Genomic DNA, 17,171 nt, shown 5'->3' with positions numbered 1-17,171 from the left:
CTTGGGTTGTTGGGGATTGACCTGCATTCGTCGAACCCAGGTCTGAAGTTGACTGCGATGAGGGCTTAGTCGCTCGGACCGGGCTTCGCCGCCGGGTCGCTGCGCAGACGCTGACGCCTGACGTCGCGGCCGACTGCGAGGCGCCGCATGTACTTGAAGGTGCCGAGCGCTTTGGCGACGAAGTGACCTTCGCTGTCGCGGATCTCGCCTTCGCAATAGGCCATCGTGGTCGAGCGATGCAGCACGCGGCCGGTCGCGCGCAACTCGCCGCGCCCCGGCTGCATGAAGTTGACCTTCATCTCGACGGTGACGACGCCGACGCCGTCGCCCGCGAGACTGCGCGCGGCCATCGCGAGCGCGACGTCGGCGAGCGTCATCGTGACGCCGCCGTGCGCGACGTCCCAGGTGTTCATATGATCGGGCTGCAACGGCAGCACGACTTCGCTGACGCCATCGGCGGCGCGCAGCAGCTGCGCGCCGAGACGGTCGATGAAGGGGCTTTCCGGCAACGATGGGTTGCCTGTTGTGGCGGAAGTGGTTGGGTCGGTCATGGCGGTGTCTGGAGTTCGTGGGCGGCAAGCTCGGAAATCGATTCGCCGCATCCCCGCACTCCGCAAGGGGCACGCGTGTGCGCTAAATGAGAAATTCTACCGGCTATCGCTTTGATCCATCCGCCTCATTCCACTCGATCATTCGCGTCGCCAACCGCCCCAATCGGCGCACCGCTTCATCGACCAGGTCGAGGTGCGCGCTCGGGCAACTCAGGCGGACGAAACGATCGAAGCGCCCGGTGTTAGAAAACACCGTCCCAGGCATGATGCGGATGCCATCATCCAACGCCGCCTCGAAAAAAGCGGCCGACGACAACCGATGCGGCAACTCGACCCAAAAGAACATGCCGCCGCGCGGCGATGTGAAGCGCGTGCCCTCCGGAAACGCCGTCGCGATCCCCGCCGCCATGCGCTCGCGCTGAAGCCGCAGGCTCTCGCGTAAGCGCCGCAAATGCCGCGCGTAGGCGCCCGTCCCCAGAAACCCGGCGAGCACGACCTGCGCAAGCTGATCGTTGTGCCGCGACTGCGCGAACTTCAGCATGCCCACGCGTGGATGCCAGCGCCCGCCATTGATCCAGCCCACCCGCATGCCAGGCGCGAGCGTCTTGTTGAACGACGTGCAATGGATCACGGTGCCGTCGGTGTCCCAGGCCTTCAGTGAGCGGGGAGACGGTTCTCCATCGACGAGATCGCGATATGGGTCTTCCTCGATCAGCGCGACGCCGGCACGCGCGCACAGCTCGACGACACTGGCCTTGTTCGAGTCAGGCATCACGCTGCCGAGCGGATTCTGCAGGTTCGGCACCACGACGACGGCCTTGATGTCGCGATGATTTTGCAAAGCGAAGTTCAGCGCTTCGACGGCGAGGCCCGTGCTTGGGCTCGCCGGAATTTCGAGCGCGCGCAGTCCGAGGCTCTCCAGCACCTGCAGCAGGCCGAAAAAACACGGCGACTCGACCGCGACGGTGTCCCCGGGCTGCGTCACCGCACGCAACGCGAGGTTCACGGCTTCGATGCCGCCGTGCGTCATGATGACCTCATCCGCGCCGATCTCGATGCCGCCTTCGAGCGCACGCCGCGCGATGATCGCGCGCAAAGCCGGATCGCCGAAGTCGGGGCCGGCCGAGGTCAGCAGCGTGGGCTCGCGGCGCAACGCGCGCATTGCGGCCTGCTGCAGTGCATCGGTCGGATAGAGATCGGGCGCCGCGGTTGCGCCGCCGAGATTGAGCGCCTGCGGATAGCGCTGGTACTTCGACACGATCGCCGAAATCGTCGCATGGATGCCGACGAATTGCGCTTCGCCCGGCGGCATGGCCAGATCCGGTTCAGAGGCATTGGGCAGCACCTCGGCGGGCACGCGCACGAAATAGCCTGAGCGCGGCCGCGCATCGATCAACGCGTCGCGCTCGAGCAAACGGTAGCTCTCGGTCGCGGTCGCGAGGCTCACGCCGTGCCGCTGCATGAACGCACGCATCGACGGCATGCGGTCGCCGGGGCGCAGCACGCCGTTGCCGATCGCGCGGCGATATTGATCCGCCAGTCGCCGATAAAGAGGCTGGCGGTCCGCTGAAGGGTCCGCGAACGCGTCGCGCCGCTCGAAGGTCAGTTTGCTCATACGCCGATGGTGCGGACAGTCCACGCAGAGCAACAGATACACAACCGCACGATTCGGACCGATACAGCAGGCCGAAAGCCTTCGCTGTATCGGTTCGGATTGTCCATGGTTGTTGCTGTTCCGAAGGCGGTGGACTCAATAAGCTGTACCGCATGAAAACGATTCTAAGGAAAGCGCGATGCCTCTCCCGACCTGCGCGGTGATTCCGTCTCGCCCTGATGCATTACGCCTTGCACGCGCCCAGGCCGCCATGCTCGATCTGCGCGCCGGGGCCACGATCGTGGCCGTTGAAGGCGATCTCGAACTCGAATTTCGCGATCACGCGCTCGCGTGGCTCGGCAGCGCCGTACCGTGCACGTCGATCATCGTGCGCGAAGGTGAGCATTTCATCTCCAGCCAACGCGGCGTCATGTCGATCCGCGCGTCGCGCGCGGGTGCCGCGGTGCTGATCGTACAAGCTTCGCCCGACGATGCGGCGGACCTTCGCGAACTCGTCCGTCGAGCCGTCCGGCGACTCGCTGGTGTCGTCGCGAGATCATGCCGGCGTACTACCTGATACGCAGACTCGATCACGAGAATCGACGCCTCGCCGCCAGTTAGAATGCGTGACCACCCGCTTCCTGTTTCGAGGTGCCGGTCATGTTCTTTCCACGCACGCGGCTTTTCGGCCGTCTCGCCACCTTCGTACGCTGTTTCCATCTCGTCTGCGCCGTTACGCTGACGCTTGGCGCATGCGCCGGGCTGCTCGGCGGCGATGCGTTGCGCGTCAACGTCGCCGGTATCGAACCGCTGCCCGGCGAAGGCCTCGAGATGCGCTTCAATCTGAAGCTGCGTGTGCAGAATCCGAACGATTCAGTAGTGAGCTTCAACGGCATCGCGGTCGATCTCGAGCTGAACGGCAAGCCGTTCGCGAGCGGTGTCAGCGATCAGAGCGGCACCGTGCCGCGCTTCGGCGAAACCGTCGTCAGCGTGCCGCTGACCGTGCCCGCGTTCGCCGCGGTTCGCCAGGCGCTCGGGCTTGCGGGCATCGCGCAGTCTGGGCAGGTCCCGTACCGGCTGCAAGGCAAGCTCGCGGGCGGCCTGACCGGCACGACACGCTTCACCGACCAGGGCATGTTGACGCTGCCGGGAATGGCGTCGCAGTAGACGAGAAGACGGCGGATAAAAACACGGCGCCGCGGTCCGACATTGCCACTCGTCGAACCCACGGCGCCCGTCTTCCTGAGGCGCGATCGCGCCCGACCTACGCGATCTCGAACAGCCCCGCCGCGCCCTGCCCGCCGCCGATGCACATCGTCACGACGACGAACTTCACGCCGCGCCGCTTGCCTTCGATCAGCGCATGGCCGACGAGCCGAGCACCCGACACGCCATACGGATGGCCCACCGCGATCGCGCCGCCGTTGACGTTCAGCCGGTCGTGCGGAATGCCGAGCTTGTCCGCGCAATAGAGGACTTGCACCGCGAACGCTTCGTTCAGCTCCCACAGGCCGATGTCCTCGACCTTGAGGCCAGCCTTTTGCAACAGCTTCGGCACCGCGAACACCGGGCCGATGCCCATTTCGTCGGGCTCGCAGCCGGCCACCGCGAAACCGCGGAAAATGCCGAGCGGCTGCAGCCCTTCGCGTTCGGCCAGCGTCGCGTTCATCACGACGCAAGCCGATGCGCCGTCCGAGAACTGGCTCGCATTGCCCGCGGTGATCACGCCGCCCGGCAGCGCGGTGCGAATCTTCGACACGCCTTCGAGTGTCGTGTCGGCGCGAATGCCTTCGTCGCCGCTGACGGTCACTTCCTTCGTGTAGAGACGGCCGCTCGCCTTGTCGGCGACGCCGGCGAGCACCGTCAGCGGCACGATCTCGTCGTTGAACCTGCCGGCTTCGAGCGCGGCCGCCGCGCGCTGCTGCGAGCGCACGCCGTATTCGTCTTGACGCTCCTTCGAGATCGCGTAGCGCTTCGCGACGGTCTCGGCGGTTTGCAACATCGACCAGTAGATCTCCGGCTTGTGCTCGGTGAGCCAGCCGTCGGTCATCATGTGGTGGTTCATCTCGTTCTGCACGCACGAGATCGACTCGACGCCGCCCGCGACGTATACATCGCCCTCGCCGGCGATCACACGTTGCGACGCGAGCGCGATCGTCTGCAATCCCGACGAGCAGAAACGGTTCACGGTCATGCCCGGCACGCTGACCGGCAGGCCGGCGCGCAACGCGATCTGACGCGCGATGTTGCCGCCCGTCGCGCCTTCCGGATTCGCGCAACCCATGATCACGTCCTCGACGCGCGCCGGGTCGAGCTTCGCGCGCTCGACCGCGGCCTGCGTCACGTGGCCGCCGAGCGTCGCGCCGTGCGTCATGTTGAAACCGCCGCGCCACGATTTGGCGAGGCCCGTGCGGGCGGTGGATACGATTACGGCGTCAGTCATGGGTGTCTCCAATTGCAATGTCGAAGTGGCGCGCCGGCTCACTGCCGTGCGTTCAAAAGCGCATCACCGCGCCGCCTCTGTCGTTTGATGCGAGCGCTGCGGGAGTAATCCGCAGCGCTCAATTCGTGTGCTGAAGTCAGCCGTGCTCAGCCGTTGAAGCCGCGACCTTCGGCCGCCAGCTTCGCGATGCTCGGCGCGAGCTTCCACGCGTCGCCGTTCGGCCGCGCGGCATAGCGGCGAATCGCGCGCTCGACGTTGTAGAGCCCGACCGTGTCCGCGTACAGCATCGGGCCGCCGCGATAGAGCGGGAAGCCGTAGCCGGTCAGATAGACCATGTCGATATCCGAGGCCTTCGACGCGATGCCTTCCTCGAGAATCTTCGCGCCTTCGTTGACGAGCGCGAACACCAGACGCTCGACGATTTCGTCGTCGCTGATCTTGCGGCGCTCGGAGTGGGTTTCCTTCGAGTATTCGACGATCATTTCGTTGACCGCGCCGGACGGATACGCGGTGCGATCGCCCGCCTTGTAGTCGTACCAACCGCCGCCGGTCTTCTGGCCGAAGCGGCCCATCTCGCATAGACGGTCGGCGATCTTCGAGTAGTGCATGTCGGGATGCTCGACGTAGCGGCGCTTGCGGATCGCCCAGCCGATGTCGTTGCCGGCGAGGTCGCTCATGCGGAACGGACCCATCGCGAAACCGAACTTCTCGATGGCCTTGTCGACCTGTGCGGGCAATGCGCCCTCTTCGAGCATGAAGAGCGCCTGGCGCAGGTACTGCTCGATCATCCGGTTGCCGATAAAGCCGTCGCACACGCCCGACACCACCGCGGTCTTTCTGATCTTTTTCGCGAGCTTCATCACGGTGGCGAGCACGTCTTTCGCGGTCTCCTTGCCACGCACGACTTCGAGCAGCTTCATTACGTTGGCCGGGCTGAAGAAGTGCATGCCGACCACATCCTGCGGACGCTTCGTGAACGCGGCGATCCTGTCGACGTCGAGCGTCGACGTGTTCGACGCGAGGATCGCGCCGGGCTTCGCGACTTCATCGAGCCGGCCGAACACCTGCTCCTTCACACCGAGTTCTTCGAACACGGCTTCGATGATCATGTCGGCGTGCTTCAGGTCGTCGTAGGACAGCGTCGGGCTCAGCAGCGCGAGACGCTGCTCCATCACCTCGGGCTTCAGCTTGCCCTTCGTGACGGTGGCCTCGTAGTTCTTGCGGATCGTCGCGACACCACGGTCGAGCGCTTCCTGCTTCGTTTCGAGCAGCGTGACCGGAATGCCCGCGTTGAGGAAGTTCATCGCGATGCCGCCGCCCATCGTGCCGGCGCCGATCACGGCCACCTGATTGATGTCGCGCACGGATGTATCGGACGGCACGTCGGGTATCTTGCTCGCGGCGCGCTCGCCGAAGAACGCGTGACGCAGCGCGTGGCTCTCCGGCGTCTGCACGAGTGCGATGAAGCATTCGCGCTCGAATGCGAGCCCCTTGTCGAAGCCGTCCTTCACACCGGCCTCGACCGCGTCGATGCACTTATGCGGCGCCGGGAAGTTCTTCGCGATGGCCGCGACGCTATTGCGCGCGAACTGGATGAAACCGGCCGCATTCGGATGTTCGATCTTGCGGTCGCGCACCTTCGGATGCGGGCCTGCTTGCGCGCCGACCTTGCGCGCGAACGCGAGCGCGGCTTCGGCCAGTTCGGCGGGATTCGCGACGACTTCGTCGAACAGCCCCGAATCGGCAAGCTTTTCCGACAGCACCGGCGTACCCGACACGATCATGTTCAGCGACGCTTCGAGGCCGATCGCGCGCGGCAGACGCTGCGTGCCGCCCGCGCCCGGCAGGATGCCGAGCTTCACTTCGGGCAGCGCGATCTGCGCGCCAGCCGCGGCGACGCGGTAATGCGCGCCCAGCGCAAGCTCGAGGCCGCCACCCATCGCAACGCTGTGAATCGCCGCGACGACCGGCTTCGCGCTGCCCTCTACGGCCTTGATGACGGTCGCGAGCGTCGGCTCCTGGGTCGCCTTCGGCGTATTGAACTCGGTGATGTCGGCACCGCCCGAGAAGGCCTTGCCCGCGCCCGTCAGCACGATGGCCTCGATGGCCGGATCGTTCTGCGCACGGTCGAGCCCTTCGACGATCCCCGCCCGCGTCGACAGACCGAGCCCATTGACGGGCGGATTATTCAGCGTGAGAACGGCCACGCCGTCATGAGTTGTGTAGTCCACTGCCATCTGCGTGCCTCCGTGCGATCCATGCATTCATTGAGGCGGCGCATGATGCGCCGCCTGTCCGGTTCATCGAGCCTGCTCATTGTCAGACTATTTCAAGCGACAGTTCCGGTGTCAGCACGCAGAATACACTGAAAAAGCACGAACGTTCAATTTATTGTCGAACGGGGTTTCCCCTGGGCCTCAGGGGTCAGCGCCCAGTTGCGGCTGTCTTCGAGAGCGGACGGCAGCACGTGGTCGCGGAACAGGTCGCGCAGCTTCAGCTTCTGCAGCTTGCCGGTCGCCGTGTGCGGCAGTTCGTCGACGAACACGACATCGTCGGGAATCCACCACTTCGCGACCTTGCCGTCGTAGAACGCGAGCAGTTCTTCGCGTGTAACGTCGAACCCCGCGCGTTTGACGACGACGAGCAGCGGCCGCTCGGTCCACTTCGGATGCGCGCACGCGATGCACGCGGCTTCCGCGACCGCCGGATGCGCGACCGCGACGTTCTCGACTTCGATCGAACTGATCCATTCGCCGCCCGACTTGATCACGTCCTTCGAGCGGTCGGTGATATGCAGGAAGCTGTCGGGGTCGATCGTCGCGACGTCGCCGGTCGGGAACCAGCCGTCGATGAGCGGCGACTCTTCCTTGCGGAAATACCGGTCGATGACCCACGGTCCGCGCACGTGCAGATCGCCGAATGCGACGCCGTCCCACGGCAGCTCGCGGCCATCCTCGCCGACGATCTTCATGTCGACGCCATAGATCACATGCCCCTGCTTTTCGAGCAGCTTGCGCTGCTCGGCGAGCGGCCGCTGGCTCTGCTCCCAGGTGAGCTTCGACAACGTCCCGAGCGGCGACATCTCCGTCATGCCCCATGCATGGATCACCTGCACGCCGTAGTCGTCCTCGAGTATCCGCAGCATCGCGGGCGGACAGGCGGAGCCGCCGATCACCGTGCGCTGCAACGATGAAAACTTCGCGCCCGTTTCGCGCAGGTGGTTCAGCAGACCGAGCCACACGGTCGGCACGCCGGCCGAACACGTGACGCGTTCGCTCTCCATCAGCTCGTAAAGCGACTTGCCGTCGAGATCCTTGCCGGGGAACACGAGCTTCGCGCCGGTCAGCGGCCCCGCATGCGCGAGGCCCCACGCGTTGACATGGAACATCGGCACGATCGGCAGCACCGAGTCGCTCGCGGACAGGCTCATCGAGTCGGGCAACGCCGCGCCGAACGCGTGCAGCACCGTCGAGCGATGCGTATACAGCGCGCCTTTCGGATTGCCGGTCGTGCCCGACGTGTAGCAGAGGTACGACGCCTGCTGCTCGTCGAGCGCGGGCCAGTCGAAGCCGCCGTCCTGACCGTCCATCAGCGTTTCGTAGCACAGCACCGACGTTTGCATCGGCGGCCGGTGCGCTTCATCGCACAGTGCGATCCAGCCGCGCACGTGCGGGCACTGCGGCGCGAGCGTATCGACCAGCGCGGCGAACGTCGTATCGAACAGCACGTACGCATCGTCGGCGTGATTGATGATGTAGGCGATCTGGTCGGGGAAAAGGCGCGGATTGATCGTGTGACACACGGCGCCGAAGCCGGTGGTGCCGTAATACGCTTCGAGATGCCGGTAGCCGTTCCACGCGAGCGTCGCGACCCGGTCGCCCGGTTCGACGCCGAGCGCGATGAGCGCCTGCGCGAGTTGCTTCGCGCGCTTCTCGCAATCGCGGTACGTGTAGCGATGCAGGTCGCCTTCGATGCGCCGCGACACGATCTCGGTGCTGCCGAAATGCCGCGCGGCATGCGCGAGCAACGATGATACGGTGAGCGGCACGTCCATCATCTGGCCCAGCAGCGGCGTCGTCATAAGGCGGGGTCTCCTCGGCTTGTTAGTGTCGATGGGTTGCAGTCGGGTTTGGTGAATACGTGGTCGTGAAACGGATCACGCGCCGAACAGCGCGAGGCGGAAGGTCGTGGCGGCGTCGTACGCAGCATGGTCCGAACGATGAAGGCGGCCGCCCAGCAGCGCCGCGGGCGCGGACTTACAATATCGGCTAATCCAGAGGCGCTCAACATGTCGTTTTCCCCAAGCATTGCAGGGTTATCCGCAGCTTTGACGGATCTTTCCAACACACTCGCCACTCCCCCAGCCAACGCGTTCGCGCGGCTCGGCGGCACCTTCTTCACGCGGCTGCCCGCCGCGCCGCTCGACGCACCCTACCTCGTCGGCTTCTCGGCCGAGACCGCCGCACGGCTCGGGATGCCCGAAGGCATCGAGCGCGATCCGGGCTTCCTCGAGCTGTTCTGCGGCAATGCGACGCGCGACTGGCCGGCCGACGCACTGCCTTATGCGTCGGTGTACTCGGGGCATCAGTTCGGCGTGTGGGCCGGCCAGCTCGGCGACGGCCGCGCGCTCACGCTGGGCGAGCTCGAACACGACGGCGAGCGCAACGAGCTGCAGCTCAAAGGCGCGGGCCGCACACCCTATTCGCGCATGGGCGACGGCCGCGCGGTGCTGCGCTCGTCGATCCGCGAATATCTGTGCTCGGAGGCGATGCATCACCTCGGCATTCCGACCACGCGCGCGTTGTGCGTGATCGGCTCCGACCAGCCGGTGCGGCGCGAGACGATCGAAACCGCCGCGGTGGTCACGCGCGTCGCGCCTAGCTTCGTGCGCTTTGGCCACTTCGAGCACTTCTATGCGAACGATCGTGTCGACGCGTTGCGCGCGCTGGCCGATCACGTAATCGAGCGCTTCTATCCGCATTGCAAGGAGGCCGATGATCCGTATCTGGCGCTGCTCGCGGAAGCGGTCCGCTCTACCGCCGATCTGATGGTCGACTGGCAGGCGGTCGGTTTCTGTCACGGCGTGATGAATACCGACAACATGTCGATCCTCGGCCTGACGATCGACTACGGCCCGTTCGGTTTCATGAATGGCTTCGATGCCGGCCACATCTGCAATCATTCCGATACCCAGGGCCGCTACGCGTACCGGCTGCAGCCGCAAATCGCGTACTGGAACCTCTTTTGCCTCGCGCAAGGACTGCTGCCGTTGTTGGGCGAGAAGCACGACGAAAGCGTGCGCGCCGACAAGGCGGTCGAAGATGCGCAGCACGTGCTCGCCGGCTTCAAGGAGCGCTTCGCGCCGGCGCTCGAAAACCGCATGCGCGCAAAGCTCGGGCTGGAACAGGCGCGCGACGGCGACGACGCGCTCGTCAACCGGCTGTTCGAAGCGATGCACGCGAACCGCGCCGATTTCACGCTGACGTTCCGCAACCTCGCGCGGCTGTCGAAACACGATGCGAGCGGCGATGCGCCGGTACGCGACCTGTTCCTCGATCGCGCCGCCTTCGACGTATGGGCGAACGACTATCGCGCGCGGCTCGCCGTTGAGTCACACGACGACGCTGCGCGCGCCATTGCAATGAATCGCGTGAACCCCAAATTCGTACTTCGCAACCATCTGGCGGAAACGGCGATCCAACGCGCGAAGGAGAAGGATTTCTCCGAGGTGGAACGGCTCGCGGCCGTGTTGCGTCGCCCGTTCGACGAGCAGCCCGAATACGCGTCGTATGCGGGCCTGCCGCCCGACTGGGCGAGCTCGCTGGAAGTGAGCTGTTCGTCATGACGCGCCGGCGCAGTTGAATCGCCGCGGCCGTCCCGCCAGAAAACACCGGTACAAACCCGAGACAGGAACCCGACCATGAGCAACCCCGACGATCTCAAGCATGACGCCCCAGCCGTACAGAAAAGCGACGCCGAGTGGCGCAAGGAGCTGTCCGACATCGAGTACCAGGTGACCCGCCACGCGGCCACCGAGCGCCCGTTCACGGGGCGCTACAACGATCACTGGGAACGCGGCGTCTACGACTGCGTGTGCTGCGGCACGCCGCTATTCGAATCGGACACCAAGTTCGACGCCGGCTGCGGATGGCCGAGCTATTTCCGGCCGATCAACGGCGAGGTGATCGCCGAGAAGACCGACCGCTCGCACGGCATGCTGCGCATCGAGGTGCAGTGCAAGAACTGCGGCGCGCATCTGGGCCACGTGTTCGAGGACGGACCGGCACCGACCGGTCTGCGCTACTGCATCAATTCGGCTGCGTTACAATTCGAGCCCAAGTAACGCGGCGCGACAGCAGCCTTGCCCGCTTCGGGCGCCGCGGCGCGAACCGCGCGCGGCGCCCTTTCAATGCGGCACTCCCGCTCGGCAGCGGGCACCGCGCACCAGGCACGCCAGGCAGGCGCGCTTCAGTCTTCGACGCACCGTTCGACTCACTCTCCGACTTCCCGACCAGATAATGAAATTCCTGTTCGATCTGTTCCCGATCATCCTGTTCTTCGTCGCCTTCAAGATCTGGGGCATTTTCACGGCGACGGCAGTGGCGATCGTCGCCACGCTGGTGCAGATCGCGTGGGTGGCGTTCCGCCACCGCAAGGTCGACCCGATGCTGTGGGTGAGCCTCGGCGTCGTCGTGGTATTCGGCGGTGCGACGCTCGTGCTGCACAACGACACCTTCATCAAATGGAAGCCGACCGTGCTGTACTGGGCGTTTTCCGTCGGGCTGATCGTGTCGCAGCTCGGTTTCAACAAGAACCTGATCGAAGCGATGATGGGCAAGCAGATCACGCTGCCGCACGCGATCTGGGGCAAGCTGAATCTGATCTGGGCGGTCTTTTTCGTGCTGCTCGGTCTTCTGAACCTGTTTGTCGCGTATCACTACACGACCGATCAGTGGGTCAATTTCAAGCTGTTCGGCGCGACCGGGTGCCTGCTCGTGTTCATCGTCGGACAGAGCCTGTGGCTGTCGAAGTATATGAAGGAGGAATGACATGAGCGACCTGTTCATGCACGCCACCACCGCCGAGCGCGCCGCGCTGATCGAAGCGCGCCTCGCAGCCGCGCTCGCGCCCGTCGAATCGATCCGCATCACCGACGACAGCGCGCAGCACGCGGGCCACGCAGGGGCCGCCGCCGGCGGTCATTTCAGTGTCACGATCGTGGCTGTCGCGTTTGCCGGCAAGCCCCGCGTGGCGCGGCATCGCATGGTGTATGATGCGCTGGCCGATGCCATGCAGCGCGGCATTCATGCCCTTGCCATCACGGCGTACACGCCCGAAGAATTTGCTTTGTTGCCCCGCTAGGAACCTTTCGATGACCTTGAAGAAAACCCGCCTCTGGGTATTGCTGGCTGCGTTCGCGGCCGCACCTGCATTCGCACAGAACATCGCCGTCGTGAACGGTACGCCGATTCCGAAGTCGCGCGCCGATGCGTTGATCCAGCAACTGGTTCATCAGGGCCAGCAAGACACGCCGCAGTTGCAGCAGGCCGTGCGCGAAGAGCTCGTGAATCGCGAAATCCTGATGCAGGAAGCCCTGCGTCGCGGGCTGCCGAACCGTCCGGACATCAAGGCCCAAATCGCGGTCGCGCAGCAAACCGTCGTGCTGCGCGCGCTGATCGAAGACTTCGTGAAGAACAACCAGCCGACCGACGCCGAAGTCACCGCGCGCTACAACGCGCTCGTCAAGGATGCGGGCGGCAAGGAATTTCACCTGCACCATATCCTCGTCGACAACGAGCAGCAGGCGAAGGACCTGATCGCGAAGATCAAGGCCGGCGCAAGCTTCGAAGATCTCGCCAGGCAGTACTCGAAGGACCCGGGATCGGGCAAGAACGGCGGCGACCTCGACTGGTCGGACCCGAAGGCCTACGTGCCTGAATTCGCGGACGCGGCCGCTCATCTGCAGAAAGGCCAGATGACCGACACGCCGGTGCATACGCAATTCGGCTGGCACATCATCCGTGTCGACGACATCCGCGCCGTCACGCCGCCGCCGCTCGAGCAGGTGCGCGCGCAGATCGTGCAGCAGATCCAGCAGGAAAAGCTGCAGGCCTTCGAAGAGAATCTGCGCAAGAACGCGAAGATTCAGTAAGCATCAGCGGGCGGATCGTCGTCGGACAGTCCGCCGCCTGGCTCTAAAGAAGCCTGAACGCAAAAAAAGCCGCCCAAACAGGCGGCTTTTTTGTTGCTGCGAGCTTCGCGGAGCGGCGACGTACTGCCGCTGCAAACAGTGGCCGCCGCACACGGGCGGCGGCCCCCTGACTCATCAACCGAGCCAGCGGCGCGCGTTCTGGAACACGCGCATCCACGGGCTCGCGTCCGTGCCGATCTCGCCCCAGCCCTGCGGATGCCAGCTCATCTGCACCGCGCGATGCACGCGCTCCGTGTGCGGCATCAGCACCGTGAAGCGGCCGTCGGCCGTCGTGACCGACGTGATGCCCTCGGGCGAACCGTTCGGGTTGAACGGATACTGCTCGGTCGCCTGACCACGGTGATCGACGTAGCGCATCGCGACCGCGACCCTCGACTTGTCGCCCTGCTGCGAGAAGTCCGCAAAGCCTTCGCCGTGCGCGACGGCGACCGGAATGCGCGAGCCTTCCATGCCGGCGAAGAAGATCGACGGTGAGGCCTGCACCTCGACGAGCGAGAAGCGCGCCTCGAATTTCTCCGACTTGTTGCGCGTGAACTTCGGCCATGCTTCGGCGCCGGGGATCATCGACGCGAGGCTGCTCATCATCTGGCAGCCGTTGCAGATGCCGAGCGCGAACGTGTCGTCGCGACCGAAGAACGCGGCGAACATGTCGGCCAGTTGCGCGTTGAAGCGGATCGTCTTCGCCCAGCCTTCACCGGCACCCAGCGTATCGCCGTACGAGAAGCCGCCACACGCGACCGCGCCCGCGAAATCGGCGAGATTCGCGCGGCCCGCCAGCAGGTCGCTCATATGCACGTCGTGCGCGTCGAAGCCGGCGCGATCGAATGCATAGGCCGTCTCCAGATGCGAGTTCACGCCCTGCTCGCGCAGGATCGCGACGCGCGGACGCGCGCCCTTGCCGACGAACGGCGCGGCGACGTCTTGGGCCGGATCGAAGCTCAGCACCGGCGTGATGCCCGGGTCGGCCGCGTCGAGCAGCGCGTCGTATTCGGCGTCGGCGCAGGCGGGGTTGTCGCGCAGACGCGCGATACGCCAGCTCACTTCGCTCCACGTGCGATGCAGCTCCGCACGCGGCGCTTCGTAGACCTTCTTCGCGTCGCGATAGATCTCGATGACATCACGCTCGTTGGTCTTGCCGATCACGTGCGAGCACGCCGACAGACCATGTTCGCGCAGCGCGGCGAGCACCGCGTCGCGATCGGCCGCGCGCACCTGCACCACGGCACCGAGCTCTTCGTTGAACAGCGCGCGCAGCGTACGGTCTTCGCGGCGGCCGCTGGTCTGCTTCGCCCAGTCCTTCGCGTCGCCGTAATCGGATTCGTGGTTGGCGTCGAGCACCAGCATGTCGACGTTCAGCGACACACCCGTATGACCCGCGAACGCCATTTCGCACACTGTCGCCCACAGTCCGCCGTCCGAGCGGTCGTGGTAGGCGAGCAGCTTGCCGTCGCTGTTGAGCGCCTGGATCGCGTTGAAGAAGCGTTTCAGATCTTCCGGATCGTCGACGTCCGGCACCGTGTCGCCGACCTGCTGCGTGACCTGCGCAAGGATGCTGCCACCCAGACGGTGCTTGCCGCGGCCGAGATCGATCGCGATCAGCACCGACTCGCCGACTTCGCTCACGCGCTGCAGTTGCGGCGTCAGATGCTTGCGAACGTCTTCGACCGGCGCGAATGCGGAGATGATCAGCGACACCGGCGCGACCACTTCCTTCGCGACGCCGCTCTCTTCCCAGCGCGTGCGCATCGACAGCGAATCCTTGCCGACCGGAATGCCGATACCGAGCGCCGGGCACAGTTCCATGCCGATTGCCTTCACGGTGTCGTAAAGCGCCGCGTCTTCGCCCGGCGCACCGCACGCGGCCATCCAGTTGGCCGACAGCTTCAGCTTGTCGAGCGATGCGATCGGCGCCGCCGCGATGTTGGTAATCGCCTCGCCGACCGCCATGCGGCCCGAGGCTGGCGCATTGATGACGGCGAGCGGCGTGCGCTCGGACATCGTCATCGCTTCGCCGTTAAAGCCTGCGTAGTCCATCGTCGTGATCGCGACGTCGGCCACCGGCACCTGCCACGGACCGACCATCTGGTCGCGCGCGGTCGTGCCGCCGACCGAGCGGTCGCCGATCGTGATCAGGAACGACTTGCTCGCGACCGTCGGATGACGCAGCACGCTCTGCGCGACGTCTTGCAGCGCGAGGCCGGTCACGTCGACCGGTTCGAGCGTGCGCTCGACGCGCTTCACGTCGCGGTGCATACGCGGCGGCTTGCCGAGCAGCACTTCCATCGGCATATCGACCGGCTGATGCGCGCCTTCCTGCAACTCGGCATCGATCAGCTTCAGCTGACGCTCGGCGGTGGCCGTGCCGATCACGGCGAACGGGCAGCGCTCGCGCTGGCACATCGCCTCGAACACCGGCAGATCGGCCGGCGCGATCGCGAGCACATAGCGCTCCTGCGCTTCGTTCGACCAGATTTCGCGCGGCGACAGGCCGCTTTCTTCGAGCTGGATCTTGCGCAGTTCGAACAGTGCCCCCTTGCCCGCACCGTCGACCACTTCGGGGAACGCGTTCGACAGACCGCCCGCGCCGACGTCGTGAATGCTGAGGATCGGGTTCTTGTCGCCGAGCTGCCAGCACGCGTTGATCACTTCCTGCGCGCGACGCTCGATTTCCGGGTTGCCGCGCTGCACCGAGTCGAAGTCGAGTTCAGCGGTGTTGGTGCCGGTCGCCATCGAGCTCGCGGCGCCGCCGCCCATGCCGATGCGCATGCCCGGACCGCCGATCTGGATCAGCAGCGAGCCTTCCGGCAGATCGTGCTTGTGCGTGTGCTGGTCGGAGATATTGCCGATGCCGCCCGCGATCATGATCGGCTTGTGATAGCCGCGCACGAGGCCCGCGACGTTCTGCTCGTAGGTGCGGAAGTAGCCGCCGAGGTTCGGCCGGCCGAATTCGTTATTGAACGCGGCGCCGCCGAGCGGGCCGTCGATCATGATCTGCAGCGGCGACGCGATGCGGTCCGGGCGCCCGTACGCCTGGTGCTGATCGGCCGGATTGCGCTGCGCGAGCGGCTGTGCGGAGTCGCGGGCGTTTTCCCACGCCTCGACGGCGTCCGGCAGTTCGAGGTTCGATACCGTGAAACCCGTGAGACCCGCCTTCGGACGCGCGCCACGGCCGGTCGCGCCTTCGTCGCGGATTTCGCCGCCCGCGCCGGTCGCGGCGCCCGGGAACGGCGAGATCGCAGTCGGGTGGTTGTGCGTTTCGACCTTCATCAGCGTGTGCGTGAGCTCGACGCTGCGGCCGTAGTGCTCCGGCAATTCGCTCGCGCCGAGTTCGGCCGGGGTGCGCGGGAACCAGCGCTCGGCCATGCCGCCGACCATGATCGCCGAGTTATCCGAATACGCGACGATCGTGCCCTGCGGGTTCAGCTTTTCGGTGTTGCGGATCATGTTGAACAGCGACATGTCCTGCTTCTCGCCGTCGATCGTCCAGTCCGCGTTGAAGATCTTGTGGCGGCAGTGCTCGCTGTTGGCCTGCGCGAACATCATCAGCTCGACGTCGGTCGGATTGCGCTCGAGTTTCGTGAATGCGTCGACCAGGTAGTCGATCTCGTCGTCGGCGAGTGCGAGGCCCAGTTCCACATTGGCGGTTTCGAGCGCCGCGCGGCCGCTCGCGAGCACGTCGACGGTTTGCAGCGGCTTGGCCGGCAGCTCGTCGAACAGATGCAGCGCATGGTCGCGCGACGGAGCGACGCTCTCGGTCATGCGGTCGTGCAGCGCGGCGGCGACGGCCGCGCGCGCTTCGTCGGACAGCGTCTTCTTGCCGCCGAGCAGGCCGCTTTTCAGCGTCACCGAGTATTCGACGCCGCGCTCGATGCGACGCACCTGCGTGAGACCGCAATGATGCGCGATGTCGGTTGCCTTGCTGGCCCACGGCGACACGGTGCCAAAGCGCGGCACCACGAGGAAGGTCTCGACCGCGCCACGTTCCTTGCCTTCTTCGAACGGATCGCCGTAGTGCATCAGCGCCTCGATCTTCGCGCTGTCTTCAGCGGACAGTTCGGTCTGGGCATTGACGAAGTGCAGATACTGCCCGCGCACGCCGGTGATATTCGGGTCGATGCGCGTGAGCGTGTCGAGCAGGCGGGTTTGACGGAAATCGGAAAGGGCCGAAGCGCCGGGGAAACACGAGAAGTGGGCCATGGGACTTGACGTTGCGTCGCTCATTGATGCCGGAGAGCCGCGCATGCAGGCGACGTGAGGCGGAAAGGAAGTCCGAGATTATACCCCGGGAACGGGCTTCCAGCGGGCACCGGGGTGCGGCGTCGGCGGGCTGCGTCTGCCCGCGCGAGGCGTCGCTGGAGCGCCCGTCGCGTC

Annotated in this window: 13 protein-coding genes; 7 read left to right on the top strand and 6 right to left on the bottom strand. The window is 65.5% G+C overall.

Annotated features, from left to right (window positions below):
• Positions 1-65: 65 nt before the first annotated feature.
• Both BC1002_RS07345 and BC1002_RS07340 read right to left on the bottom strand, forming a co-directional pair.
• The gene (locus BC1002_RS07345) at positions 66-551 is read right to left on the bottom strand and encodes a PaaI family thioesterase (RefSeq protein WP_013089423.1); all 486 of its coding nucleotides are present in this window, start codon (positions 549-551) and stop codon (positions 66-68) included.
• 103 nt (positions 552-654) lie between these two features.
• Positions 655-2,166: an aminotransferase-like domain-containing protein gene (locus BC1002_RS07340; protein ID WP_013089422.1), complete on the bottom strand. Its 1,512-nt coding sequence runs from the start codon at positions 2,164-2,166 to the stop codon at positions 655-657.
• Between the two features lie 178 nt (positions 2,167-2,344).
• On the opposite strand from BC1002_RS07340, the gene BC1002_RS07335 reads away from it, so the two are divergent.
• Both BC1002_RS07335 and BC1002_RS07330 read left to right on the top strand, forming a co-directional pair.
• On the top strand, positions 2,345-2,722 hold the full coding sequence (locus tag BC1002_RS07335) for a hypothetical protein (RefSeq protein WP_013089421.1): 378 nt from the start codon (positions 2,345-2,347) through the stop codon (positions 2,720-2,722).
• Between the two features lie 83 nt (positions 2,723-2,805).
• Positions 2,806-3,312, top strand: coding sequence for an LEA/WHy family protein (locus BC1002_RS07330; protein WP_013089420.1), 507 nt, complete (start codon positions 2,806-2,808; stop codon positions 3,310-3,312).
• A gap of 97 nt (positions 3,313-3,409) precedes the next feature.
• Here BC1002_RS07330 and BC1002_RS07325 read toward each other — a convergent pair whose 3' ends face one another.
• The 3 genes from BC1002_RS07325 to BC1002_RS07315 all read right to left on the bottom strand — a co-directional run bounded on the left by BC1002_RS07325 (position 3,410) and on the right by BC1002_RS07315 (position 8,669).
• Complete coding sequence (locus tag BC1002_RS07325; RefSeq protein WP_013089419.1) at positions 3,410-4,588, bottom strand: acetyl-CoA C-acyltransferase; 1,179 nt, start codon at positions 4,586-4,588, stop codon at positions 3,410-3,412.
• Between the two features lie 146 nt (positions 4,589-4,734).
• A complete protein-coding gene (locus BC1002_RS07320) occupies positions 4,735-6,825 on the bottom strand; it encodes a 3-hydroxyacyl-CoA dehydrogenase NAD-binding domain-containing protein (protein ID WP_013089418.1) in 2,091 nt (696 codons plus the stop codon).
• 146 nt (positions 6,826-6,971) lie between these two features.
• Complete coding sequence (locus BC1002_RS07315) at positions 6,972-8,669, bottom strand: 3-(methylthio)propionyl-CoA ligase (protein ID WP_013089417.1); 1,698 nt, start codon at positions 8,667-8,669, stop codon at positions 6,972-6,974.
• Between the two features lie 207 nt (positions 8,670-8,876).
• Here BC1002_RS07315 and BC1002_RS07310 point away from each other — a divergent pair, with 207 nt between their 5' ends.
• The 5 genes from BC1002_RS07310 (at position 8,877) to BC1002_RS07290 (ending at position 12,740) form a co-directional block, all read left to right on the top strand.
• A complete protein-coding gene (locus BC1002_RS07310; RefSeq protein WP_013089416.1) occupies positions 8,877-10,433 on the top strand; it encodes a protein adenylyltransferase SelO in 1,557 nt (518 codons plus the stop codon).
• 75 nt (positions 10,434-10,508) lie between these two features.
• The gene (msrB, locus tag BC1002_RS07305) at positions 10,509-10,931 is read left to right on the top strand and encodes a peptide-methionine (R)-S-oxide reductase MsrB (RefSeq protein ID WP_013089415.1); all 423 of its coding nucleotides are present in this window, start codon (positions 10,509-10,511) and stop codon (positions 10,929-10,931) included.
• Between the two features lie 175 nt (positions 10,932-11,106).
• Positions 11,107-11,637 carry a septation protein A gene (locus BC1002_RS07300; protein WP_013089414.1) on the top strand — a complete coding sequence of 177 codons (531 nt, stop codon included), beginning with the start codon at positions 11,107-11,109 and terminating at the stop codon, positions 11,635-11,637.
• 1 nt (position 11,638) lies between these two features.
• A complete protein-coding gene (locus BC1002_RS07295) occupies positions 11,639-11,950 on the top strand; it encodes a BolA family protein (protein WP_013089413.1) in 312 nt (103 codons plus the stop codon).
• Between the two features lie 10 nt (positions 11,951-11,960).
• A complete protein-coding gene (locus BC1002_RS07290) occupies positions 11,961-12,740 on the top strand; it encodes a peptidylprolyl isomerase (RefSeq protein ID WP_013089412.1) in 780 nt (259 codons plus the stop codon).
• A 174-nt stretch (positions 12,741-12,914) separates the two neighbouring features.
• On the opposite strand, the gene purL is transcribed toward BC1002_RS07290, so the two are convergent.
• Positions 12,915-16,997, bottom strand: coding sequence for a phosphoribosylformylglycinamidine synthase (gene purL / locus BC1002_RS07285; protein WP_013089411.1), 4,083 nt, complete (start codon positions 16,995-16,997; stop codon positions 12,915-12,917).
• Between the last annotated feature and the right edge of the window lie 174 nt (positions 16,998-17,171).

The sequence above is a fragment of the Paraburkholderia atlantica genome, from assembly GCF_000092885.1.
GTDB classification, from domain to species: Bacteria; Pseudomonadota; Gammaproteobacteria; order Burkholderiales; family Burkholderiaceae; genus Paraburkholderia; species Paraburkholderia atlantica.
This window is presented reverse-complemented; position numbering and strand designations above follow the sequence as displayed.